This window comes from Mycobacterium sp. NPDC050441, assembly GCF_040655355.1.
In the GTDB taxonomy this organism is placed as follows: domain Bacteria; phylum Actinomycetota; class Actinomycetes; order Mycobacteriales; family Mycobacteriaceae; genus Mycobacterium.
Genome location: NZ_JBFAJS010000001.1, coordinates 247,753 through 269,148, shown reverse-complemented (window position 1 = coordinate 269,148; position 21,396 = coordinate 247,753). Strand labels below are relative to the sequence as shown.

Sequence of the window (21,396 nt, the reverse complement as noted above, 5' to 3'; positions counted from 1 at the left end):
CCGATCCGACGGCGGCGGCATGGATAGAGGTAGCCGGATGCCCGGTTAACTCGCCAATCGGAAGGAACTGCAATGCGAACTCACAGTCGCCATCTGTTGGGGGCCGTTGTAGCGACGGCAGCCGCACTGGGCGCAACAATCGCGATCAACATTCCGCCGGCCGGGGCGCAGCCACAGGAATGCGCGGAGCCGTCGCCGGGAGTTCATGCGTGCACCTCGCCGGGGCACGCCCAGATCCACGTACCTGCACCCCCTGCATCGGGCCCTGACAACCACCACGGACCTGGCGGTGGACCACCGCTACTGCCATGGATCGGTTCGTGACATCGGCGGGGTGGCCGAAGGGCGCATCGAGGTCTGCGGTGTTGTGATGAGCTCGGTTCCCTACTGACACAACGACTATTCAGCAACCACCCCAAGGTGAGGCCAGGTGACTCTTCTGTTCGTCAGAACGTCGACATCGGCCGCACACTGTTGGCCAGGTCGATCAGGGCGTAGCGGTGCGACTGGGTGGGGGCGACACGGGCCAGCGCCCGCAACGACGCCTCGACACCGAGCTTGAGACCGTGTTCGGTGAACGGGAATCCGAGAATGTGATTGCTGCTCGCCGTGTTGTCGGCCAGCCAGTCCATCGCGGTGCCCAACACGAGTGCCCGGATCTGCAGCACCCGCGGCTCCGAATCGGGCAGCGCCTCCACCCGCCGCGCCGCGTCGCGGATGTTCTGCTCGGTGATCTCACCGGTGGACCGCCCCGACAGCAGGGTGACTGCACTCGTCAGCCTGGCCGTGGTGAAATGTCTTGAGGTGGGCGGAACTTGGTCCAGGGTCTGGACCGCCTTGTCCCGCGACCCGGCAACGGACTCGGCGCGGGCCAACCCGAAGCCGGCCGAGATCACACCGTTGTCGGTGCTCCACACGGTGTTGTAGAACTTCAGCTCGTCGGCGGTACCGGCCAGCTCGGCCGTCGCGGCCAACGCCAGTTTGGGGGCCAGCTCCCCGGGCAACGTGTCCAGGACCTCGGTGAAATGCTTTGTGGCCGAGTCGTAATCGGCTGAGAGCATCTCGGCCACGGCGCGGAACCAGACCAGCCGCCAGCGCCACCCGGCCCAGACGGCCAGGTCGTCGAGCTTACGGGTGGCCTTGGCGACATCACCCAGATCGAGCAGCGCGCGTGCCTCCATCAACGGCAGTTCGACCGATTCGGACACGTCCACGCCTTCGGCGTCGATCGCGCCGTGGCGTGCTGCGCGTAACTGGTCCAGGGTGTGCACGGGCTGGCTGAGCACGCTGGCCACCAGCAGCGGGGCTCCGACGTCGGTCCGGTCCACCAGCGGCACCGGCAGCGCCCGCACGATCTCCTGTGCGGTCAGCTTCTCCGAATGGACCTGCCCGTCGACGTAAACGTCGGTGTGCGCCACCAGCAGATCGACCCCGAACGTGGATCGGGACGGGCTGAACACCGTCGACAGACCGGGGCGGTGGATTCCGGTGTCGGTGGCCACCACCTCGCGCAGCACACCGAGCAACTGGGACGACATCTCCTCGGCACTGCTGAACCTGCGCCGCGGATCCGGATCGATGGCGCGGCGCAGGAACCGGCCGAAGGAATCGTAGGTGTCGAGCACCGGGTCTTCGGACGGCAGCCCGTCGACATAGCGACCCCGCCGGGTCCGCAGATTCAGGGTGAGCGCGGCCAGCGTGCGTCCCACGGTGTAGATGTCGGTCGCCACCGTCGGCCCGGTGCGCACAATCTCGGGAGCCTGGAATCCCGGTGTGCCATAAAGGTATCCGTACGAGTTGAGCTTCGATACCGCACCGAGGTCGATCAGCTTGAGCTGTTCCTCGGTGATCATGATGTTCTCGGGCTTCAGGTCGTTGTAGGCCAGCCCGATCGAATGCAGATAGCCCAGCGCGGGTAGGATCTCCAGCATGTAGCCGATCGCCTCGGCCACCGGAAGCCGGGTTCCCCTGGCCTGTTTGAGCGATGTTCCGCCGACGTACTCCATCACGATGTAGCCGACCGGATTGCCGTGCTTGTCATCGTGTTCGACGAAGTTGTAGATCTTCACGATTCCCGGGTGCGTCACCTCGGCCAGGAACTGGCGTTCGGCCATGGCGATCACCTGGGCCTCGGCGTCGCCGGAATGCACCAGGCCTTTGAGCACGACGGGACGCTCGTTCACGTTGTGGTCGAAGGCCAGATACACCCAGCCCAACCCACCGTGGGCGATACAGCCCTTGATCTCGTACTGGTCGGCAACGATCTCGCCCGGGGACAGCTGCGGCAGGAACGAATAAGCGCTGCCGCAGTGCGGGCACCAACCCTCCGACAGGGCATGCCCGTCCGATGAGGATCGACCGACCGGCTTGCCGCAGTTCCAGCAGAACCGTTTCTGTTCGGCCACCACCGGGTTGGTCATCAGCGCTGCCAACGGATCGCGCTCGGGCACCCGCGCGATCTCGACCAGTCCGCCGCCCAGTCTGCGGATCGGCGAGAGCATCCGGGTCGCGATCGTGGCAAGGTTCTGCGGTTCGGTGTCGCCGCCGCCGAACGGCCCCTCGTCGGAATCGTCGAACTCCGGACGGAACACCGCCTGGGTGGCCATCGGCCGCATGGTCGACCGCGAATCCATGTCGAGGTCTTCCAGGCTCGCGGGCTGCGTCCCGGGGCCCCCCTCGGTGTCGGGATCGGTGGCCCCGGAGGCTGGGCGTCCGGTGTCGTCGGGCTGTTTCATCAGTCGACATACCTCGCGACCGGGGGAGACGGTGCCGGACCAAGGACGGTCAACCACTTGCGGTACAACGTGTTCCAGGTGCCGTCGCGGCGGATGCGTTCCAGCGTCGCGTTGACGACCCGGACCAGCCCGGTGTTCTCCAGGTTCAGCCCGATGCCGTAGGGCTCCTCGTTGAGGCTGGGGCCGACGATGTGCAGATACGGGTCCTGGGCCACCAGCCCGGCCAGGATCGAATCGTCGGTGCTGACCGCGTCGGCCTGGCGTTGCTGGAGTGCCACCAGGCAGTCGGCCCAGGTCACCACCGAGACGATGATCGGTGCCGGGCTGATCTGCTGGATCCGCTTGAGTGAGGTGGTGCCGTCCACGACGCACACCCGCTTGCCCGAGAGGTCGGAGGCCTGCGAGATGTTGGAATCGCGCGCGGCCAGGATGCGTTGGTGGGCCATGAAATACACCGTGGAGAAGTTCACCTCTTTGCGGCGCTCACAGGTGATCGTCATGGTCTTGACCACGATGTCGACCTGATTGTTCTGCAGTGCGGTGATGCGGTCGGCCGAGGACAGGATGCGGTACTCGACCTGTGACGGGGTGCCGAAGATGTCGCGGGCGACCTCCCCGGCGATGTCGACATCGAAACCGTTGATCTGACCGGTGATCGGATCCCGGAACGAGAACAGATTGCTACCGATGTCCAGCCCGACGACCAACCGTCCGCGGTCGCGGATCTTGGCCACTGCCGCGTCGGCGTCGGCCTTGTTGCTGAACGGTCGCAGGCTGGCGGTGCGGTTGCACTCGTCGGTGTCGAACGTCGGCACCCGCACCGGCTGCGGGGCAAGTTCCTGCATACCCGCGGGGCTCGGCGGCGCCAGCGTCATCGTCGGCACGGTCAACGCCGGTGCACTCTGGCTGCACCCGGCCACCGCCACGGCCGCGGTGAGCGCGGCCAGCATCTTTCGCATCTTTCTCATCAGCTGTTGTTTCTTCTTCGCGCAAGCGCTCATCAGCGGTACTCACTCAGTCGGGGCCACAGACCCAACGCCACTGCCAGCGCCGCGGCCACACTCAGCAGGGCGGCACCCACGGTCGCCCCGGAGAGCACCCGGCGGGCATTGGCGATGTCGTTGCGCAACTGGCTGCGACTCTGTTCGATGCCCTTGGACAACGCGTCGTCGAGCTTGTCGAAGGCCGACGTGGAATCGTTCTCGCCGGTGCCCAGCGCCACCTGTGTCGCGGCCTGGTAGTTGCCCACCGCGATATACGCGTTGATCCGGTCATCGGCCGCACGCCATTTGGTGAGCAGATCTTCGGCACCCGTCAGATCGCTCTTGTCGATGCGGGTGTCGCGGGCGAGATATTGGGCGAGCTGCTGCTGCATAGCCTCGATGCGCTGGTAGTAGGACTGTTTACGCAGGTTCTCGTCGCCACGCCGGATCAGGGCCAGCGTCTCGTCGGCCCGGGCCTGCTGGGCGGTGATGGCCAGGTTGGTCACGGTCTTCAGGGATTCGGCGGCGGTGTCCTTGGCGCTGCGGCTGTCCGACGTCGAGATCACCAGTGCCGTCGTCACCCAGATCAGCATGATCAGCACGGCCATCCCGCCGGCCACGAAACCGATGTTGACTCGGCGCCTGGTGCGTCGGGCCAGCCAGCGGTTGGCGAACGCGCCGAACATCAACGTGGCCAGCACCACCAACATCACCGCGCCCGGGATCCGGGTGGAGGCCGTCGTCTCGGCATCCACCCGCGCCGAGGTCTCTTCATAGAGGCGTTGCGCGTCGGGCAGGATCTGCGACTGCATCATCGCCGAGGCTTCCGACAGGTACGACGAACCCACCGGGTTACCGGCGCGGTTGTTGGTGCGCGCCGTTTCCACCAGGCCCGTATAGACCGCCAGCCGTGCATTGATCCGGCCGAGCAGCTGCACCAGCTCTTCGTCGGTCAGCCCGCTCGAAGCGCGCGTCACCGCCACCGAGGCATCGGTGATGGCCTGCTCGTAGCGCTGCCGCACGTCACGGGGTTCGGCCCCGGCGATGAAGGCCGTGGCCGCGGCGGCGTCGGCGACCGACAGTGTGGTGTAGAGCTGGCCCGCCGCGAACGCCAAGGGTTCGGTGTGATCGAGCACCGTGGTCAGCGCCTGTTGGCGGTCGTTGATCGTGGTGGATGTGGCGAACGCACTGGCTATAACCAGCCCGGCGAGCGTCACTCCGATCGTCAGGATGCGTCCCGGGGTGGTCCACAGAAACCACCACCGCGGGTGGGCAGGAGTGGTCGGCGACCGGGACGCGAGCGGTTCGGTCGAGGGATGTGCCAACTCCACAGTCACCTGCGCACGGACCTCATTTAGTTTCGGTGCTTACGGCTGTACCCACACTATAAAAAAATTCTAAGAGGGCCGTGCTTAGGCTCGCGGAGAAATTGGGGCCCGCCGAAACTGGCTGCGTTCCTTATCCTGTACGGGTGCATGGCGACGGTGACGGCTGGGTGTTCTCCGACAACGGCGCCCGGTACTGGGGGCGTCACGGTGCGGCCGGCCTGCTGCTGCGGGCCCCGTGGCCGGGCGGATCGGCGGCCGTGCTGCTGCAACACCGCGCCCCGTGGAGCCATCAGGGCGGAACTTGGGCGCTGCCCGGCGGTGCCCGTGACAGTCACGAGACCGCCGAACAGGCCGCGGTCCGGGAAGCTCACGAGGAAGCCGGGGTGACGGCCGATCAGCTCACCGTGCGGACCACGGTGGTGACCGCCGAGGTGGCCGGTATCGGCGGCACGCACTGGAGCTACACCACGGTGATCGCGGATGTGCCGGCGCCGCTGGAGACCATCCCCAACCGGGAGAGTTCAGAGTTGCGCTGGGTGGCCGAGGACGAAGTCGCCGCGCTGCCGCTGCATCCCGGGTTCGCCGCCAGTTGGGAGCAGCTGCGGGCGGTGACGGCGACGCTCCCGCTGGTGCTCAACTCTCCGGAGTAATCGCAGACTTGAGTTCGGCGGCCGCAGCGCGGGGATCCTCGGCGGCGGTGATCGCGCGGACCACCACGACGCGCCGGGCCCCGGCGGCCAGCACCTCGGGCAGCCGCTGCTGGTCGATCCCGCCGATCGCGAACCACGGCTTGGCCGGGTTCAGCGCCGCCGTCGAGCGCACCAGATCCAATCCCGGCGCGGTTCGGCCCGGCTTGGTCGGGGTGGGCCAGCACGGCCCGACACAGAAGTAATCGACGGGTTCGGCGATGGCCGCGGCAGCCTGCCCGGCGTCATGAGTGGAGCGGCCGATCACCGCGCGCTCGCCGATGATGCCGCGGGCGACGTCCAGCGGCAGGTCGTCCTGGCCCAGGTGCAGGATGTCGGCCCCGGCGGCCAGGGCGATGTCGGCGCGGTCGTTGACCGCCAGCAACGCGCCGTGGCGGCGGGCGGCGTCGGCCAGGATCTCCAGAGCCTCCAGTTCCTGCCGGGCCTCCAGCGGGCCGAACTGCTTCTCCCCGGCCGAACCCTTGTCCCGCAGCTGGATCAGATCCACCCCACCGGCCAGCGCCGCATCGGCGAATTCGGCCAGGTCACCACGCTCCCGGCGGGCATCGGTGCACAGGTACAGGGTGGCGCGCTGCAAACGGCCGGCGGGTGATTCCACACCGCGACGGTAGCCGGTACCGCCCGAGTACCCTGGACTGGCAATACGGGAGCCCCGAGGGACGTGGGGCTGAGAGTGGGCATACGGACCGGCCCTGACCGTCACACCTGATCCGGGTCATGCCGGCGAAGGGAGCGGACATGGCGCGAACACTCGCCGTCATCGGCGGCGGTGTCATCGGGCTGTCTGTCGCACGCCGGGCTGCACTCGACGGCTGGACCGTGCGCCTGCACTGCACCACCGAACGCGGAGCCTCGTGGGTGGCCGGCGGCATGCTGGCCCCGCACAGCGAAGGCTGGCCGGGCGAAGAGCAGATCTTGCAGATCGGCCTGGAGTCGCTGAAGTTGTGGCACTCGGGGTTTCTCGACGGGCTGGCTCCCGAGGTGGTCACCGCCCGTGAGTCGCTGGTGGTCGCCGTCGACCGGGCCGATGTGGCCGATCTGCGTACCGTCGCCGAATGGCTGTCCGCCCAAGGACAGCCGGTCGAGCTGACCACGGCCGCCCGTGAGGTGGAACCCCTGCTGGCCCAGGGCATCCGGCACGGATTCCGGGCCACCACCGAACTCGCCGTGGACAACCGCGCCGTGGTCGACGGGCTGGCCGCGCACTGCGAGCGACTGGCCGTGCGGTGGGCCGGGCCGGTCACTGACCTGGCCGATGTCGAGGCGGACGTCCGGGTGATCGCCAACGGGATCGACTCCCCGAAGCTGTGGCCCGGCCTGCCGGTACGCCCGGTCAAGGGCGAGGTGCTGCGGCTGCGGTGGCGTAAGGGTTGTATGCCGGTGCCGCAGCGCGTGATTCGGGCCCGAGTGCACGGACGGCCGGTGTACCTGGTGCCGCGTGCCGACGGCGTGGTGGTCGGCGCCACCCAGTACGAGCACGGGCGCGACACCGCGCCGGTGGTCAGCGGGGTGCGCGACCTGTTGGAGGACGCCTGCGCGGTGGTGCCTGCGCTCGGTGAGTATGAGCTGGCCGAGACGGCAGCCGGGCTGCGGCCGATGACGCCGGACGGGCTGCCCATCGTCGAGCGGGTTGACGAGCGGACCCTGGTGGCCGTCGGGCACGGCCGGAACGGATTTCTGTTGGCGCCGTGGACCGCTGAGCGGATCGCGGCTGAACTCGAGGTGGGCGTGGGAGCGAAATGATCACCATCACGGTCAACAACGAAACCCTCGAGGTGGACGAGCAGACCACCGTCGGAGGACTGCTGGAGACCCGGGGCTTCCCGGACAAGGGCATCGCCGTCGCGCTGGACTGGACGGTGCTGCCCCGGTCGGAATGGGACCGGACGCTGGCCGACGGTGCCCGGGTGGAGGTTGTGACGGCGGTGCAGGGTGGGTGATTCCATGCTCACGATCGGCGGCCGGGAGTTCGGCTCCCGGCTGATCATGGGCACCGGTGGCGCGCCCAATCTGGCTGTGCTGGAGGAGGCTCTGGTCGCCTCGGGGACAGAGTTGACGACCGTGGCGATGCGACGGGTGGACGCCGAGGCCGGCACCGGAGTGCTCGATCTGCTCAACCGCCTGAATATCGCCGCGCTGCCCAACACCGCAGGCTGTCGAGGCGCGGCCGAGGCGGTGCTCACCGCACAGTTGGCCCGTGAGGCGCTGGGCACCGACATGGTCAAACTCGAAGTCATCGCCGATGAGCGCACACTGTTGCCCGACGCGATCGAATTGGTCAAGGCCGCAGAACAATTGGTCGACGACGGGTTCATCGTGCTGCCCTACACCAACGACGACCCGGTGTTGGCGCGCCGGCTGGAGGACACCGGCTGTGCCGCGGTCATGCCGCTGGGCTCGCCGATCGGAACGGGCCTGGGCATCTCCAACCCGCACAACATCGAGATGATCGTCGAGCAGGCCGGGGTGCCCGTGGTGCTGGACGCCGGGATCGGCACGGCGTCGGATGCCGCACTGGCGATGGAATTGGGTTGTGACGCGGTGCTGTTGGCCACCGCCGTCACCCGGGCATCCGATCCTCCCACCATGGCTGCGGCGATGTCCGCGGCCGTCACCGCCGGGTATCTGGCACGTCGGGCCGGCCGTATCCCGAAGCGGTTCTGGGCCCAGGCGTCGAGCCCCGCGCTGTGATTTCGCGCCGAGGCTGCGTTGAGTGCGCCGAGCCTGCGGTGAGATCGTGAAAATGAACAAAATTGCGATCTGGGCGCAGGCTCGACGCAGGGGAGCGGCCTTATGAAACGCTATGTTGCCCTGGGCAGTTCGATGGCTGCCGGGCCGGGCATCAAGCCGTCGGCCGAGGGTGCACCGTGGCAGGCGGGCCGCTCGGCCCGCAATTACCCGCATCTGGCGGCCGCCCAACTCGGGCTCGACCTGGTAGACGTGACCTACTCCGGGGCCACCACCGCGCACATACTGCGTGAGCATCAGAACGGTGCGCCACCGCAGATCGATGCGCTCGACGGTTCCGAGGCCCTCGTCACCGTCACGATCGGCGGCAACGACGCCGGTTACGTGCCCCAGCTGATGGCGGCCGCGTTGCCGCGATTCACCCGGTCCCTGCCGCTGCTCGGGCGACGGCTGCGCGACCTGCTCGATCCCGACGCGCGTGCGGCGGCGTTGACCGAGGTGGCCGATGCCCTGGTGACGGTGGGCAGTGAGATCCGGCGACGCGCTCCGCGGGCCCAGGTGCTGTTCGTGGACTACCTGACTCTGCTGTCGCCGGAAGGCGTCGCGTCGCCGCCACTGTCGGACGCCGACGTCGCGCTCGGACGGCACGTCGCGGCCACGCTGGAACGACTCACCGGAGAGGCGGCCGCACAGACCGACTGCGGATGGGTGCGCGCTGCACAGGCCAGCCTGACGCACCACGCCTGGTCGGCCCAGCCATGGACCACACGGCCCGGATTCCTCTGGCCAAGCCGGCCCGCGCCGCTGCACCCGAACGCCGCGGGCATGCGGGCGGTCGCCGATCTGGTGGTGGCGCAGGCCGGCGTCGACGCCTGAATTCGTGACATCAGGGCTGATGGTCGCGTGTAACAATCGTCTCAACGGAGATGACCGCCGCTTCTGGCTTGAATTGAGGGAGGTGCCATGGCCCTCGGGTTGAATGGCGACGAGCTTCGGAAGAAGTCTGCCCAACTGTCGAAATTCGCAGCCGAACGCGCCGAGCACGAGCGCCGGGTGGCCGAGATCGCCGGTGAGCTCGCCGCGACCTGGACGGGAACGTCGGGCTCGGCGGTCCAGTCGGCACTCTCGAACTACCTCACGCAGGCGTCAGATGTCCGTCGCGAAGAGCTCGACATGTCGCACCTCCTCAGCGAAGCGATTGCGGCATACGAGGGGACCGACCGTGATGCTGCCGGCTCGCTGGCCCAGTCCATGAACATTTGAAACAGAAGGTTTCCGAATGAGCACCGATATCGCCGTCCAGTTCGAGCGGTCGCGGCAGCTGGCCGCCGAGCTCGATGCCGAGGCCGCCAAGGTCAAACAGATCCTGGAAGAAGAGACCGCGCTGATGGCCGACATCGGGGGGATGTGGAGTGGCACGGCCTCCGAACAGTTCAATCAGCAGTACAGCGAGTGGAACAAGGAAGCCGACGAAGAGGCTCAGGCGCTGGACCAGCTGTGCGCCGCGGTTCACGCGGGCATCGACACGCTCAACACCACCGAGTCCGATGTGACGGGAATGTTCAGCTGATCGCAACCTGAGCAGTAAGAACGACACCGCCTGCAATGATGGCGGTGATGATCGAACTGACCGGGCTGACAAAGCTCTACGGCACTCACCGCGCTGTCGACGATCTGACGTGCACCGTCGAACCGGGCGTGGTCACCGGCTTCCTCGGGCCCAACGGCGCAGGCAAGACCACCACGATGCGGCTGATCCTCGGACTGGACCATCCCAGTGCCGGGACCGCGACCATCGATGGCAAGCACTATCGGGAACTGCGTGACCCGCTGCGTACGGTGGGCGCCCTGCTCGATGCGCGGCAGGCCCATCCGAACCGCTCGGCCCGCAACCACCTGCGCTGGATCGCCGCGGCCAACCGGATTCCGTCGACCCGGGTGGACGAGGTGCTCGAGACGGTCGGGCTGACGTCGGCAGGGGACCGCAACGCCGGGACGTTGTCGCTGGGCATGAGCCAGCGGTTGGGCATCGCCGCCGCGCTGCTGGGCGATCCGCCGGTGCTGCTGTTCGACGAACCGGTCAACGGCCTGGACCCCGAGGGCATCCACTGGGTGCGCACCCTGATGCGCAACCTGGCCGCCGAGGGGCGCACGGTGTTCGTGTCCAGCCATCTGCTGGCCGAGATGGCCAACACCGCCGATCGGTTGGTGTTGATCGGGCAGGGCAAGTTGATCGCCTCGACCACCGTGAGCGAGTTCGTCAGCGGTACGTCTGCCGACACCGTGCGGGTTCGCAGCCCCCAGTTGGAAACGCTGCGTGAGGTTCTCACGGGCGCGGGGTTCGAGGTGGAGGCCGCCGCCGACGGCGACGCGCTGGCGGTGCACGGCGCGGCCATCGAGGTGATCGGCGACCTGGCCGCGCGCAACGCGATCGCCCTGCACGAATTGAGCCGGCGTGAGGCCTCGCTGGAGGAGGCGTATCTGAAACTCACCGATGACGCCGTCGATTACCGGGCGGCACAGAAATGAGCGCGCTGGCCGCGCTCGACGCCGAGCGCATCAAGCTGTCCACCACCCGCTCCCCACTGTGGTCGGTGGTCGGCGTCGCGGTGCTCAGCCTGGGGTTGGCCGCCATGCAGGGCATGACGGTGAACCATTACAGCGGGCTGTCCCCGTCCAAGGCCGCGTTGGGCGTCGCGGTGTTCGGGGTTCCGGTGCTGATGGTGCTGTCCTCGATGACGATGACCGGCGAGTATCGCAGCGGGCTGATCCGCACCACGTTGCTGGCCACACCGAACCGCACACAGGTGCTGACGGCGAAAGCGGTGGTGTGCGCGGCGTTCTCCTCGGTGTGTGCGGTGGTCATGGTGCTGGCCTCGGTACTGGTGGCCAGGATGGTCGCCGATCCGGTGGTCGGCACCCAACTCTCGATGGCCAATCCCGCGACCTGGCGGGTGGCCGGCGGGTTCGCGCTGTACGCCGCGCTGGCCGCGGTGCTCGGTGTCGCCGTCGGGGCGCTGGTGCGGTTCGCGGCCGGCGCGGTGGCGGTCCTGCTGCTGTGGCCGCTGGTGGTCGAGCCCCTGCTGGGCAACATGCCCAACAGCGGCCCCAAGGTCGGACCGTGGCTGCCGTTCGCCAACATGTTCACGTTCCTGCACGTCGAGTGGTTGTTCCCGACCTATTTCACGTCATGGGGTGAGCTGGGCTCGCTGTTCTACTTCATGGTCTGGGTGGCGGTGGCGTTCGTCGCCGCCGCGGTGGTGCTGAACAGGCGTGACGCCTGACCCGGAATCACCCCGGGTCAGACGCCACCACACTGTTTGAAACCGCATCGGTGCCACCCAGGGCGAGCACCACCTTCGACCCGTACGGCACGCGCTGGATCAGCTGCAGCTGAGCCAGGGCCGGGTGGGCGTCCAGCAGCTTGCCGGCGTTGGCCAGCGCGCGCAGGGCCGCGGTCTCGGCGCGGGCCGCTTCCAGCTTCGCCGCGCCGGTGGCCTTGGCCGTCGCCAGCTGCATCGCCGCGGCACGGATCTCGGCGGGGATGATCACGTCCTTGACGAACGCCTCGATCACCTCGACCCCGGTGCGGGCACCGGCCGCCCGTGCCGCCGCAGCGATCGCGCCGGCATCGATGCGGTTGCCGCGCTGCATGACCTCGTCGGCGGTTACCGCGGCGACGAGGTCACGCAGGGCGATCTGCGCGGCCAGGTACACCGCGGCCATCGGATCGGCCGCGGCCTCCACGTAGGCCACGGCGTCGCTGACCTTGAACTGCAGTGCGACGGTGATCCGCAGCGTCACTGCATCCGAGGTGAGCACCTCCTGCGGAGCCAGCGTGAGCACCTGCTCACGCATCTCGACACGCACCACCGAGGCCGCCACATCAATGCGGTGACGGCCCGGGGGCAGGACACGACCCAGCGTGCCGTCGCGGTACTCCAGTGCGCACTGGCCTGCGGAAACGGTGATTCGGTTGAATGTGAAGATACCCATGTCGTGTCCTCCTTCCGGTGTATGTGTCTGTGCGGCAAAGGGATACCGCCGCCGGACGTGATCGGTGACGGGGCGTCGCACCCCCGTACCGGCGGGTGCGGGCCACAAGGTCGCTGATCGCGTGAACCCGGCGACGGTATCGGGATTTGTAGGAGAGGATTCGAACCTCAGGCCCTTTACCTGTGCCATGACGCCGCCGGCAACATGCAGAAACGTTGCGGTACCCCGCTCGGTCTGCTTCCCTGTCGGCGTCGGGAAACACGATGCCATCACAGCAAATCGCCAGGCAACCGATTTATCGGTCTGACAGATCGAGGCAGCAGCTACCGTGGGTGCAATGCGACGTACTTCGACGGGGGCGGTTCTGGGCGCACTGGCGCTGACCGTGGGGCTGGCCGGCTGTGATGCAAAGACCGAACTGCAGACCGACGGGCAGCAGTCCCGGGAGTCCACATCGGCGGCGGTGCAGTTCGCCGACCAGCTCCGTGAACGGGTGTCGACCGACGCGATGATGGGGCATCTGGGCAAGCTGCAGGACATTGCCAACGCCAACAACGGCAACCGCGCGCTGGGCAGCCCGGGGTTCGACGCGAGCGTGGACTACGTGGCCAACGCGCTGCGCGATAAGGGGTTTGACGTGGATACCCCGGAGTTCGAGGTGAAAATTCCGTTCGCCGAGGACCCCCAGGTGACCGTCGGTGGCCAGCCCGTCACCGCCAAGCCGCTGGAGTTCACCATCGGCACCGCGCAGGAAGGGGTGTCCGCACCGCTGGTGCCCGCCAAGGTGGAGGACACGCCCGGGTGCCAGGCCGCCGACTACGACGGACTGCCCGTTGCCGGTGCTGTGGTGCTGGTCGACCGTGGCTCCTGCCCCTTCGCCGACAAGCAGGCCGCGGCCGCCGAACGCGGCGCCGTCGCGATGATCGTCGTCAACACCGACAACGACGAGAAGATGGGCGGCACGCTGGGCCGCAACACCGACGTCAAGATCCCGGTGGTCAGTGTGACCAAGGACGAGGGCACCAGGCTGCGCAACGCGCCCGGTCCCACCACGATCAAGCTCGTCGCCGGGGTGCGCGTCGAGCACACTCGCAATGTCATCGCCCAGACCAAGACCGGATCGACCTCGGACGTGGTCATGGTCGGGGCACACCTCGACAGCGTTCCCGAAGGCCCCGGTATCAACGACAACGGTTCCGGGGTTGCTGCCGTGCTGGAAACCGCTCTGCAGCTGGGTGATTCACCGCAGGTGGCCAACGCCGTGCGGTTCGGCTTCTGGGGAGCCGAGGAGGAGGGTTTGCTCGGCTCGACCAACTATGTCGAATCCCTGGACACCGAAGCGCTCAAGGACATCGCCATGTACCTGAACTTCGACATGCTGGGCTCGCCCAACGCGGGTTACTTCACCTACGACGGCGACCAGTCCGCGCCGCTGGACGAGCAGGGGCGCCCGCGCGTCCCCGAGGGCTCGGCGGGAATCGAGCGCACCCTGGCGACGTATCTGGAAGACGCCGGAAAGACCCCGCGCGACACCAGTTTTGACGGTCGATCCGACTACGACGGGTTCACCATGGCCGGGGTTCCCGCCGGTGGGTTGTTCTCGGGCGCCGAGGACAAGATGAACGCCGAAGAGGCGAAATTGTGGGCCGGTCGGGCGGATCAACCGTTCGATCCCAACTACCACAAGAGCACCGATACCCTTGACCACGTGAACCGGGATGCATTGCAGATACATGGTGAGGGAGTCGCATACGCCGTCGGGCTGTATGCCCAAGATCAGCGGGGCCGCAACGGTTTACCGGTCCGTTCGGACCGCACCCGCCACCAGATCAACGCGCAGTGAGGGCGCGCGGACTCGCTGCGATATTGCTCGGTGCCGCACTGGCGGGCTGCTCGGCGCAGCCAGCGCCGAAGGCTGTCGAGCCACAGGAACTGGCGGCCAAGATCACCGTCGACGCCATGTTCACCCACCTGCGCAAGCTCCAGGAGATCGCCGATAGCCATGACGGCAACCGGGCGGTCGGCAGTTCCGGATACGACGCCAGTGTCGACTATGTGGCACAACTGCTGCGGGACAAGGGTTTCGACGTACAGACGCCTGAGTTCGAGCGCATGGGATCGATGCGGGGAGGCAACCCGACGCTGAACGTGTCCGGGCGCACTTTCGAAGTGGATCAGGCCTCGATGCTGGTGATGACGGCGCCGGGCGGGCTCAACGCACCCACGTTGCATCCGGTCAAACCGTCCGGATGCGCGGCCGCCGACTACGGTTCGGTCAACATCTCGGGCGCTATCGCGGTCGTCGACGACACCGGGTGTTCCGTTGTGGCAAAACAGAACACCGCATTGGACAAGGGTGCGGTGGGGTTGCTGGTGGTCAACCGCGGGCGGCAGCCCGCTCCGGGCGGTTTGTTCACCACCGGCTACTACCGTCAGCTCACCGTCCCGGTAGGTGTCATCGACGAGACTGCGGATGCGGCGTTGCTACGCACCAGCGCCCCGGTCCGGCTGACCCTCGACGGCAAAGCCGAGATGGTCAGATCCCGCAACGTGACTGCGCAGACGAAGACCGGTTCGGCCTCGGATGTGGTGCTCGTCGGCGCACACCTGGACAGTGTGGGTGGCGGGCCCGGCATCAACGACAACGGTTCGGGCGTGGCGGCCGTGCTGGAAACCGCGCTGCAGCTGGGCAGTTCGCCGAAGGCCACCAATGCGGTGCGGTTCGCGTTCTGGGGTGCCGAGGAGATGGGGCTGGAAGGGTCGACGCAGTACGTGCGCAACCTGCCGCTGGATCAACTCGACGATCTCGCGCTGTACCTGAACTTCGACATGGTCGGCTCACCCAACGCCGGGTTCTTCACCTACGACGGGGACCAGTCCGGTCAGGCCACCGATCCCAAGCCGATACCCGAGGGCTCGGCCGGTATCGAACGGACCATGGCGGGTTATCTCAACCTTGCCGGGGTGCGGCCGGCGGACATGCCGATCGGCATCAACTCGGACTACCACCCACTCCTGCAGGCCGGGGTGCCGATCGGGGGCGCGACCACCGGGTCGTCGCAGCGCAAGACCGAGGTGCAGGCCCGGTTGTGGGGCGGACGGGCCGGGGCGGCCTTCGATCCCAACTATCACACCCGCCGCGACACCATCGACAACATCGATGCGCGCGCGCTCGGGATCATGGGATCGGCGATCGCGTTCACCGTCGGTACGTACGCCCGGTCGATCGAGGGCCCCAACGGCGTGCCGGTACGTGACAAGCGTCACCGTGGTTGAGCCCGGATTGATCGAAGGAGCGTTGAACCGGCGAGCGTAGGCCCCCGTTGTACAGGTATGGGAATTAACGTCGCGAGAATGCCCAGCCACAGCACCATTGCCGGCGTCCATGCGGTACTGCCCCCTCATCGGTACACCCAGGATGAGGTCACCAGCGCCCTGCTGGACCTGCCCGGATACGCCGAGTCCGAGGACGTGATGCGAGCGCTGCACAAAAGCGCGAAAGTGAACAGCAGATATCTGGTCCTGCCGCTCGAGGAATACGCCCTGCTCGATGATTTCGGCAAGAGCAACAGCCTGTTCATCGAGCATGCAACCGAACTGGGCTGCGCCGCTCTGTCCGGGGCGTTGGATGAGGCGGGTCTGCGTCCGCAGGATGTGGACCTGATCGTCACCACGACCGTCACCGGCGCCGCGGTCCCGTCGCTGGACGCCCGGATCGCCGGGCGCCTCGGCCTGCGGCCGGACGTGCGCCGCATCCCGATCTTCGGGCTGGGTTGTGTGGCCGGTGCCGCCGGTATCGCCCGGCTCAACGACTATCTGCGCGGTGCGCCCGACAAGGTGGCGGTCCTGGTGTCGGTGGAACTGTGTTCGCTGACGCGCAAACACAATCCCTCCATGCCGACGCTGGTGGCCGGTGCGCTGTTCGGTGACGGTGCCGCCGCGGTGGTGGCGGTCGGCGAGCAACGGGCCCGTCAGCTCAACCCGACCGGACCCGATGTGCTGGACTCACGCAGCCATCTCTACCCGGATTCGTTGCACGCCATGGGCTGGGACATCGGTTCCGAAGGCTTCGAGATCGTGCTCAGCGCCGAAGTCCCGGGCTTCGTGGGGCGCTACCTGGGTGATGACGTCGCCGGATTCCTCGGCGATCACGGGCTTTCCGTTGACGATGTGTCCGCCTGGGTCAGCCATCCGGGTGGGCCGAAGGTGATCGAGGCGATCATCGAAACCCTCGGATTGCCTGAGGATGCACTGGATCTCACCTGGCAGTCGCTCGCCGAAGTCGGGAATCTGTCGTCGTCCTCGGTGCTGCACGTACTGCGCGACACCATCTGCAAACGGCCGGAGTCGGATACGCCCGGGGTGATGATGGCCATGGGTCCGGGTTTCTGCTCGGAACTCGTCCTGCTGCGCTGGCGCTGATGACGGCCAAGAGATTCACCGCGCTGATCGTCCTTGTTGCCGCCGAGCGGGTCCTCGAGCTGGTGGTGTCCAAACGGAACCTGCAGTGGAGCACCGCCCAGGGTGGCAGGGAATTCGGGGCCGGCCACTATCCGGTGATGGTGGCGCTGCACAGCGGGCTGCTGATCGGCTCGGTGCTGGAGGCCCGCAGGCGCAGGTCGTCGCCCATACTCGGCCGCGCGATGCTCGCGGTGGTACTGGCCGCCCAGGCGTTGCGCTGGTGGTGCATCACCACCCTGGGCAGACAGTGGAACACCAGGGTCGTCGTGGTGCCCGGCGCCGCGCGCGTCGTCGGCGGTCCATACCGGTTGATTCCGCACCCGAACTATGTGGCAGTGGTCACCGAGGGGGCCGCGTTGCCGCTGGCCGGCGGCGCCTGGATCACGGCGTTGGTGTTCACCGTGGCCAACGCTGCGTTGCTGCGGACCAGAATCCGCGTGGAAAATGAAGCGTTGCAAGGTTTGTCGTGATTGATTTGCTCGTTGCAGGTGGCGGCCCGGCCGGGCTGGCCACCGCGGTGCACGCCGCGCGCGCCGGGCTTGAGGCCGTGGTGGTGGAGCGCCGCAGCGGCCCGATCGACAAGGCCTGCGGTGAGGGCCTGATGCCGCACTCGGTCCGGCAGTTGCAGCGCCTGGGCGCCGAGATAGACGGACGGGCATTTCGGGGTATTCGTTACCTGGACGGGCGGCGCACCGCCGAGGCCAGGTTCCGCGACGGGTCCGGTTACGGGGTGCGTCGCACGGTGCTGCACGCCGCACTGTCGGAGGCGGCCTCGGCGGCCGGGGTCCGAGTGGTCCACGGTGAGGTGGGGCTGGTGACCCAGGACTCGACATCGGTGAGCGCGGCCGGTTTTCGGGCCCGCTACCTGGCGGCCGCCGACGGTCTGCATTCGCCGATCCGCCGCTCGCTGGGGCTCAGCGGCGGTGAGGGCAGGCGACGCCGCTGGGGGATCCGGCGTCATGTCCAGATCGCCCCGTGGTCGGATTGCGTCGAGGTCTACTGGGGGCCCGATGCCGAGGCGTATGTGACGCCGGTCGGCGACAACTGTGTCGGGATAGCGATCCTGACCTCGGAGCGCGGCGGGTTCGATCAGCACCTGGCGGCATTCCCGATGCTGGTCGAGCGGATCAACGGCCTTGAGCACGGCCAGGACCGGGCCGCCGGGCCGCTGCGGCAGAAGGTCCGCAACCGCAGCGCGGGGCGGGTGTTGTTGGTGGGTGACGCGGCAGGCTACGTGGATGCGCTGACCGGTGAGGGGATGGGCCTGGCCTTCGGTGCCGCCGAACTTCTGGTGGGGTGTGTCCGGGCCGAGCGGCCCGGTGACTACGACCGGCAGTGGCGCGCGCTGACCCGTCGCTACCGGTTGCTGACCGCAGCCCTGTTGCACGGCAGCGGTTTTGGTCCGGTGCGGGCCTGCATCACCCCGGCATCGGCGGCGCTGCCGTGGGTGTTCACCCGGGTGGTCAACGCTCTTGGCTCCTAGGTTGCGCCAGATTGCCGAGGTACTCCAACAACCGCATGCCGTGGAACACCAGTAGCGCGGCGATGGAGCCCAGCGCGATCCCGGTGAACGTCAGAGAACCCAGTTGCCAGGTGAAGTCGGCGATCCCGATGATCAGCGGGATGGCCGCGGTCATCTGGTTGACGGGCTTGGAGAAGTCCACGTGGTTGGTCAGCCAGATCCGCACGCCCAGGATGCCGACCAGGCCGTAGAGCACAATGGTCGCGCCGCCCAGCACACCCGGCGGGATCGCCGAGATCGTCGCTCCGACCTTGGGGCACAACGACAATGTGATCGCCACCGCAGCGGCCACCCAGTAGGCCGCGGTCGAGTAGACCCGGGTGGCCGCCATCACCCCGATGTTCTCGGCGTAGGTGGTGGTGGCCGAACCGCCGCCGGCGCCGGCCAGCACGGTGGCCACCCCGTCGGCCGCCAGAGCCCGGCCGATCATCGGATCGAGGTCGGTGCCGGTCATCTGTCCCACCGACTTGACGTGCCCGATGTTCTCGGCGACCAGTGCGATCACCGCGGGCAGGAACAGCGGTAGAACCGCCAGACTGAACGTGGGGGTGTGGAACTCGGGCAGGCCCAGCCACGGCGCCGCCGCGATCGCCGCGGTGTCCACGTCGCCGAGGACCAGCGCCAGCAGATACCCGATCACGACCGCGCCGAAGATCGCCAGCCTGCCGATCAACCCCTTGAAGAAGGCCAGCGTCGCGACCAGCAACACCAGCGTCACCAACCCGACCAGCGGGCCCTTCTCGAAGTTGGCCTTGGCCGCCGGGGCCAGGTTGAAGCCGATCAGCGCGACGATCGCCCCGGTCACCACCGGCGGCAGGGTCAGGTCGATCCACCGGGTTCCGATCAGGTGCACCACCGCGCCGATGAGGATCAGCAGCAGCCCGACGGCGATCAAACCGCCCAGCGCACTTCCGGTTCCGTGGGCGGCCACCGCCGCGGTCACCGGGGCGATCACCGAGAAACTCGACCCCAGATAGCTCGGCAACCGGTTGCCGGTGATGAGCAGGAACAGAATGGTCCCGACACCGGAGAACAGCAGAGTGGTGGCCGGCGGAAAGCCGGTGAGCACCGGAACCAGGAACGTGGCGCCGAACATGGCCACCACGTGCTGGGCACCGATGCCGATGGTGCTGGCCCAATCGAGCCGTTCCCCGGGAGCGACGACGAAGTCGTCGTCGGTGCGGGTCTCGACGTATTTCCAACTCAGCGGGATCACGATTGTCGACTACACACCATGATCGGCTGCCGTGCACGCGGACTGCGGCGAGAATCAACCGTGATGAAACCGAACCTGGCGCGCGTGGTCCCGGGACTGGCGCAGTTCACCGGCTATCAACGGTCCTGGTTGCGTGGTGACGTCCTGGCCGGGGTGACGGTCGCGGCCTACCTGGTGCCGCAGGTGATGGCCTATGCGACCGTGGCGGGCCTGCCACCGGTGGCGGGGCTGTGGGCGGCGTTGGTGCCGATGGCCGTGTACGCGCTGCTGGGTTCGTCGCGACAACTGTCGGTCGGCCCGGAGTCCACCACGGCGTTGATGACGGCCACGGCGCTGGCTCCGCTGGTCATCGGCGATCCGGCGCGTTACGCCGCGTTTTCGGCGGTCCTGGCGCTGTTGGTGGGTGCCATCTGCCTGGTGGCCGGGCTGTGTGGACTGGGGTTCCTGGCCGACCTGCTGTCCCGCCCCGTTCTGATCGGCTACATGACCGGGGTGGCCGTCATCATGATCAGCGGCCAACTAGGCAAGATCACCGGCATAGAGGTCACCGGGGACGAGTTCATCGACCAGATTCGCTCGTTCGCCACCGGTATCGGGTCGCTGCACACGCTGACCCTGGCTTTGTCGGCCGCGGTGCTGGCGCTGTTGCTCGTGTTGTACCGGATCTCGCCGCGGTTCCCGGGCCCGCTGGTCGCGGTGCTGGCAGCCACCGCGGTGGTGTGGCTGTTTTCCTTGGATGACAAGGGAATCCGGGTGGTCGGCGGAATCCCGGCCGGATTGCCGAAACCCGCGCTTCCGCCGGTGCCGATGACGGAGCTGTTGGGTCTGATGATCCCGGCGGTCGGTATTGCGGTTGTCGCGTTCTCCGACAACGCCCTGACGGCGCGCACCTTCGCGGCGCGCAAGGGGGAGACCATCGACTCCAACGCCGAGCTGCGAGCGCTGGGTATCTGCAACCTGACAACCGGTGTCACGCAGGGTTTTCCGGTGAGTTCCAGCGGAAGCCGTACTGCGCTGGGTGACACCGTGGGAAGCCGCACGCAGCTGTACTCGTTGGTGATGCTGGCGACGGTCTTGTTGGTCATGCTGGTTGGGCGTGACCTGCTGGAGCATTTCCCGATGGCCGCGTTGGGTGCCCTCGTGGTCTACGCCGCGTTGCGGCTGATCGACGTCGCAGAGTTCCGGCGGCTGGCACGCTTCCGGCGCAGCGAGCTGCTTCTGGCGGTGGCCACCACGGTCGCGGTGCTGGGCTTCGGTGTGCTCTACGGCGTGTTGGTGGCGATTGCCCTGTCCCTCATGGACGCGCTGCGGCGGATCGCCCGCCCACACGACAGTGTGCTCGGCTATGTCCCCGGCGTCGCGGGGATGCACGACGTCGATGACTATCCGGACGCCGCTGTGGTTCCGGGGCTGGTGGTGTACCGCTACGACGCCCCGCTGTTCTTCGCCAACGCCGAGGATTTCCGGGAACGCGCGTTGGCCGCGGTCGCGGACGCCCCGGAGAAGGTCGAATGGTTCGTCTACAACGCCGAGGCCAACGTCGACCCCGACCTGACGGCTGTCGATGCGCTGGAACAGCTGCGCCGTGAGCTGACCGCGCAGGGCATCGTGTTCGCGATGGCCCGGGTCAAGGCCGATCTGCGCGACGACCTGGTGGCAGCGGGCTTTCTCGACCGCGTCGGCACCGACCGGATCTTTCCCACCCTGCCGACGGCCGTCGAGGCGTTCCGCAATCGCGCGGACAGCGCTCAGGGCTGAGC

At 67.7% G+C, this 21,396-nt stretch carries 21 protein-coding genes and 1 riboswitch; of the genes, 15 read left to right on the top strand and 6 right to left on the bottom strand.

Translation table 11 applies throughout. The annotated features are described in order from the left end of the window. Positions 1–446 precede the first annotated feature (446 nt). From AB0I14_RS01420 to glnX, 3 genes are read right to left on the bottom strand one after another with little or no spacing between them, the layout of a single operon-like run. Positions 447–2,735 carry a serine/threonine-protein kinase PknG gene (locus AB0I14_RS01420; protein ID WP_358014784.1) on the bottom strand — a complete coding sequence of 763 codons (2,289 nt, stop codon included), beginning with the start codon at positions 2,733–2,735 and terminating at the stop codon, positions 447–449. Further along, a complete protein-coding gene (locus tag AB0I14_RS01415; RefSeq protein WP_358014781.1) occupies positions 2,735–3,736 on the bottom strand; it encodes a glutamate ABC transporter substrate-binding protein in 1,002 nt (333 codons plus the stop codon). The genes AB0I14_RS01420 and AB0I14_RS01415 overlap by 1 nt, the downstream gene beginning before the upstream one ends. Next, entirely contained in the window at positions 3,736–5,055 is a 1,320-nt protein-coding gene (gene glnX, locus AB0I14_RS01410; protein WP_358014778.1) for a protein kinase G-activating protein GlnX, read from the bottom strand. Before glnX ends, AB0I14_RS01415 begins: the two co-directional genes overlap by 1 nt. A gap of 134 nt (positions 5,056–5,189) precedes the next feature. Between glnX and AB0I14_RS01405 the strand changes: the two genes are divergently transcribed. Beyond that, positions 5,190–5,696, top strand: a complete 507-nt coding sequence (locus AB0I14_RS01405; protein ID WP_358014775.1) for an NUDIX hydrolase — start codon at positions 5,190–5,192, stop codon at positions 5,694–5,696. Here the strand turns inward: AB0I14_RS01405 and thiE are convergent. Continuing rightward, positions 5,680–6,351: a thiamine phosphate synthase gene (gene thiE / locus AB0I14_RS01400; RefSeq protein WP_358014772.1), complete on the bottom strand. Its 672-nt coding sequence runs from the start codon at positions 6,349–6,351 to the stop codon at positions 5,680–5,682. The two genes, AB0I14_RS01405 and thiE, sit on opposite strands and share 17 nt — an antisense overlap. A 35-nt stretch (positions 6,352–6,386) precedes the next feature. Beyond that, positions 6,387–6,502, top strand: a riboswitch (TPP riboswitch). On the opposite strand from thiE, the gene thiO reads away from it, so the two are divergent. The 8 genes from thiO to AB0I14_RS01360 all read left to right on the top strand — a co-directional run bounded on the left by thiO (position 6,492) and on the right by AB0I14_RS01360 (position 11,725). Further along, complete coding sequence (thiO, locus tag AB0I14_RS01395; RefSeq protein WP_358014769.1) at positions 6,492–7,496, top strand: glycine oxidase ThiO; 1,005 nt, start codon at positions 6,492–6,494, stop codon at positions 7,494–7,496. Its footprint overlaps the riboswitch before it by 11 nt. Further along, on the top strand, positions 7,493–7,693 hold the full coding sequence (thiS, locus tag AB0I14_RS01390; RefSeq protein ID WP_358014766.1) for a sulfur carrier protein ThiS: 201 nt from the start codon (positions 7,493–7,495) through the stop codon (positions 7,691–7,693). Before thiO ends, thiS begins: the two co-directional genes overlap by 4 nt. Then, on the top strand, positions 7,686–8,444 hold the full coding sequence (locus tag AB0I14_RS01385) for a thiazole synthase (RefSeq protein ID WP_358014763.1): 759 nt from the start codon (positions 7,686–7,688) through the stop codon (positions 8,442–8,444). Before thiS ends, AB0I14_RS01385 begins: the two co-directional genes overlap by 8 nt. A gap of 102 nt (positions 8,445–8,546) precedes the next feature. Beyond that, a complete protein-coding gene (locus tag AB0I14_RS01380) occupies positions 8,547–9,317 on the top strand; it encodes an SGNH/GDSL hydrolase family protein (protein WP_358014760.1) in 771 nt (256 codons plus the stop codon). A gap of 87 nt (positions 9,318–9,404) precedes the next feature. Continuing rightward, positions 9,405–9,704, top strand: coding sequence for a WXG100 family type VII secretion target (locus tag AB0I14_RS01375; RefSeq protein ID WP_358014757.1), 300 nt, complete (start codon positions 9,405–9,407; stop codon positions 9,702–9,704). A 16-nt stretch (positions 9,705–9,720) separates the two neighbouring features. Further along, complete coding sequence (locus tag AB0I14_RS01370) at positions 9,721–10,011, top strand: WXG100 family type VII secretion target (RefSeq protein ID WP_358014754.1); 291 nt, start codon at positions 9,721–9,723, stop codon at positions 10,009–10,011. A 47-nt stretch (positions 10,012–10,058) separates the two neighbouring features. After that, positions 10,059–10,970 carry an ABC transporter ATP-binding protein gene (locus AB0I14_RS01365; RefSeq protein WP_358014751.1) on the top strand — a complete coding sequence of 304 codons (912 nt, stop codon included), beginning with the start codon at positions 10,059–10,061 and terminating at the stop codon, positions 10,968–10,970. Further along, a complete protein-coding gene (locus AB0I14_RS01360; RefSeq protein ID WP_358014748.1) occupies positions 10,967–11,725 on the top strand; it encodes an ABC transporter permease subunit in 759 nt (252 codons plus the stop codon). Before AB0I14_RS01365 ends, AB0I14_RS01360 begins: the two co-directional genes overlap by 4 nt. A 7-nt stretch (positions 11,726–11,732) precedes the next feature. Here the strand turns inward: AB0I14_RS01360 and AB0I14_RS01355 are convergent, their stop codons facing one another. Beyond that, entirely contained in the window at positions 11,733–12,437 is a 705-nt protein-coding gene (locus AB0I14_RS01355; RefSeq protein ID WP_358014745.1) for a slipin family protein, read from the bottom strand. Positions 12,438–12,774: 337 nt separating this feature from the next. On the opposite strand from AB0I14_RS01355, the gene AB0I14_RS01350 reads away from it, so the two are divergent. The 5 genes from AB0I14_RS01350 to AB0I14_RS01330 all read left to right on the top strand — a co-directional run bounded on the left by AB0I14_RS01350 (position 12,775) and on the right by AB0I14_RS01330 (position 18,381). Continuing rightward, complete coding sequence (locus AB0I14_RS01350) at positions 12,775–14,280, top strand: M28 family metallopeptidase (protein ID WP_358014742.1); 1,506 nt, start codon at positions 12,775–12,777, stop codon at positions 14,278–14,280. Continuing rightward, the gene (locus AB0I14_RS01345; protein WP_358014739.1) at positions 14,277–15,713 is read left to right on the top strand and encodes a M28 family metallopeptidase; all 1,437 of its coding nucleotides are present in this window, start codon (positions 14,277–14,279) and stop codon (positions 15,711–15,713) included. The genes AB0I14_RS01350 and AB0I14_RS01345 overlap by 4 nt, the downstream gene beginning before the upstream one ends. Positions 15,714–15,791: 78 nt before the next feature. Next, positions 15,792–16,859, top strand: a complete 1,068-nt coding sequence (locus AB0I14_RS01340) for a 3-oxoacyl-[acyl-carrier-protein] synthase III C-terminal domain-containing protein (protein ID WP_358014736.1) — start codon at positions 15,792–15,794, stop codon at positions 16,857–16,859. Further along, the gene (locus AB0I14_RS01335; protein ID WP_358014733.1) at positions 16,859–17,368 is read left to right on the top strand and encodes an isoprenylcysteine carboxylmethyltransferase family protein; all 510 of its coding nucleotides are present in this window, start codon (positions 16,859–16,861) and stop codon (positions 17,366–17,368) included. The genes AB0I14_RS01340 and AB0I14_RS01335 overlap by 1 nt, the downstream gene beginning before the upstream one ends. After that, entirely contained in the window at positions 17,365–18,381 is a 1,017-nt protein-coding gene (locus tag AB0I14_RS01330) for an NAD(P)/FAD-dependent oxidoreductase (RefSeq protein WP_358014730.1), read from the top strand. The genes AB0I14_RS01335 and AB0I14_RS01330 overlap by 4 nt, the downstream gene beginning before the upstream one ends. On the opposite strand, the gene AB0I14_RS01325 is transcribed toward AB0I14_RS01330, so the two are convergent. Continuing rightward, positions 18,362–19,636, bottom strand: a complete 1,275-nt coding sequence (locus AB0I14_RS01325; RefSeq protein ID WP_358014727.1) for a solute carrier family 23 protein — start codon at positions 19,634–19,636, stop codon at positions 18,362–18,364. The genes AB0I14_RS01330 and AB0I14_RS01325 overlap by 20 nt on opposite strands. Positions 19,637–19,699: 63 nt before the next feature. Here AB0I14_RS01325 and sulP point away from each other — a divergent pair, with 63 nt between their 5' ends. After that, complete coding sequence (sulP, locus tag AB0I14_RS01320; RefSeq protein ID WP_358014725.1) at positions 19,700–21,394, top strand: sulfate permease; 1,695 nt, start codon at positions 19,700–19,702, stop codon at positions 21,392–21,394. Positions 21,395–21,396: the final 2 nt, after the last annotated feature.

Bases quoted from the DNA above. Each gene is read 5' to 3' on its own strand.
- AB0I14_RS01420 (WP_358014784.1), bottom strand. From the start codon at position 2,735: ATGAAACAGCCCGACGACACCGGACGCCCAGCCTCCGGGGCCACCGAT.
- AB0I14_RS01415 (WP_358014781.1), bottom strand. From the start codon at position 3,736: ATGAGCGCTTGCGCGAAGAAGAAACAACAGCTGATGAGAAAGATGCGA.
- thiO (WP_358014769.1), top strand. From the start codon at position 6,492: ATGGCGCGAACACTCGCCGTCATCGGCGGCGGTGTCATCGGGCTGTCT.
- thiS (WP_358014766.1), top strand. From the start codon at position 7,493: ATGATCACCATCACGGTCAACAACGAAACCCTCGAGGTGGACGAGCAG.
- AB0I14_RS01380 (WP_358014760.1), top strand. From the start codon at position 8,547: ATGAAACGCTATGTTGCCCTGGGCAGTTCGATGGCTGCCGGGCCGGGC.
- AB0I14_RS01375 (WP_358014757.1), top strand. From the start codon at position 9,405: ATGGCCCTCGGGTTGAATGGCGACGAGCTTCGGAAGAAGTCTGCCCAA.
- AB0I14_RS01370 (WP_358014754.1), top strand. From the start codon at position 9,721: ATGAGCACCGATATCGCCGTCCAGTTCGAGCGGTCGCGGCAGCTGGCC.
- AB0I14_RS01365 (WP_358014751.1), top strand. From the start codon at position 10,059: ATGATCGAACTGACCGGGCTGACAAAGCTCTACGGCACTCACCGCGCT.
- AB0I14_RS01360 (WP_358014748.1), top strand. From the start codon at position 10,967: ATGAGCGCGCTGGCCGCGCTCGACGCCGAGCGCATCAAGCTGTCCACC.
- AB0I14_RS01355 (WP_358014745.1), bottom strand. From the start codon at position 12,437: ATGGGTATCTTCACATTCAACCGAATCACCGTTTCCGCAGGCCAGTGC.
- AB0I14_RS01350 (WP_358014742.1), top strand. From the start codon at position 12,775: ATGCGACGTACTTCGACGGGGGCGGTTCTGGGCGCACTGGCGCTGACC.
- AB0I14_RS01340 (WP_358014736.1), top strand. From the start codon at position 15,792: ATGCCCAGCCACAGCACCATTGCCGGCGTCCATGCGGTACTGCCCCCT.
- AB0I14_RS01335 (WP_358014733.1), top strand. From the start codon at position 16,859: ATGACGGCCAAGAGATTCACCGCGCTGATCGTCCTTGTTGCCGCCGAG.
- sulP (WP_358014725.1), top strand. From the start codon at position 19,700: ATGAAACCGAACCTGGCGCGCGTGGTCCCGGGACTGGCGCAGTTCACC.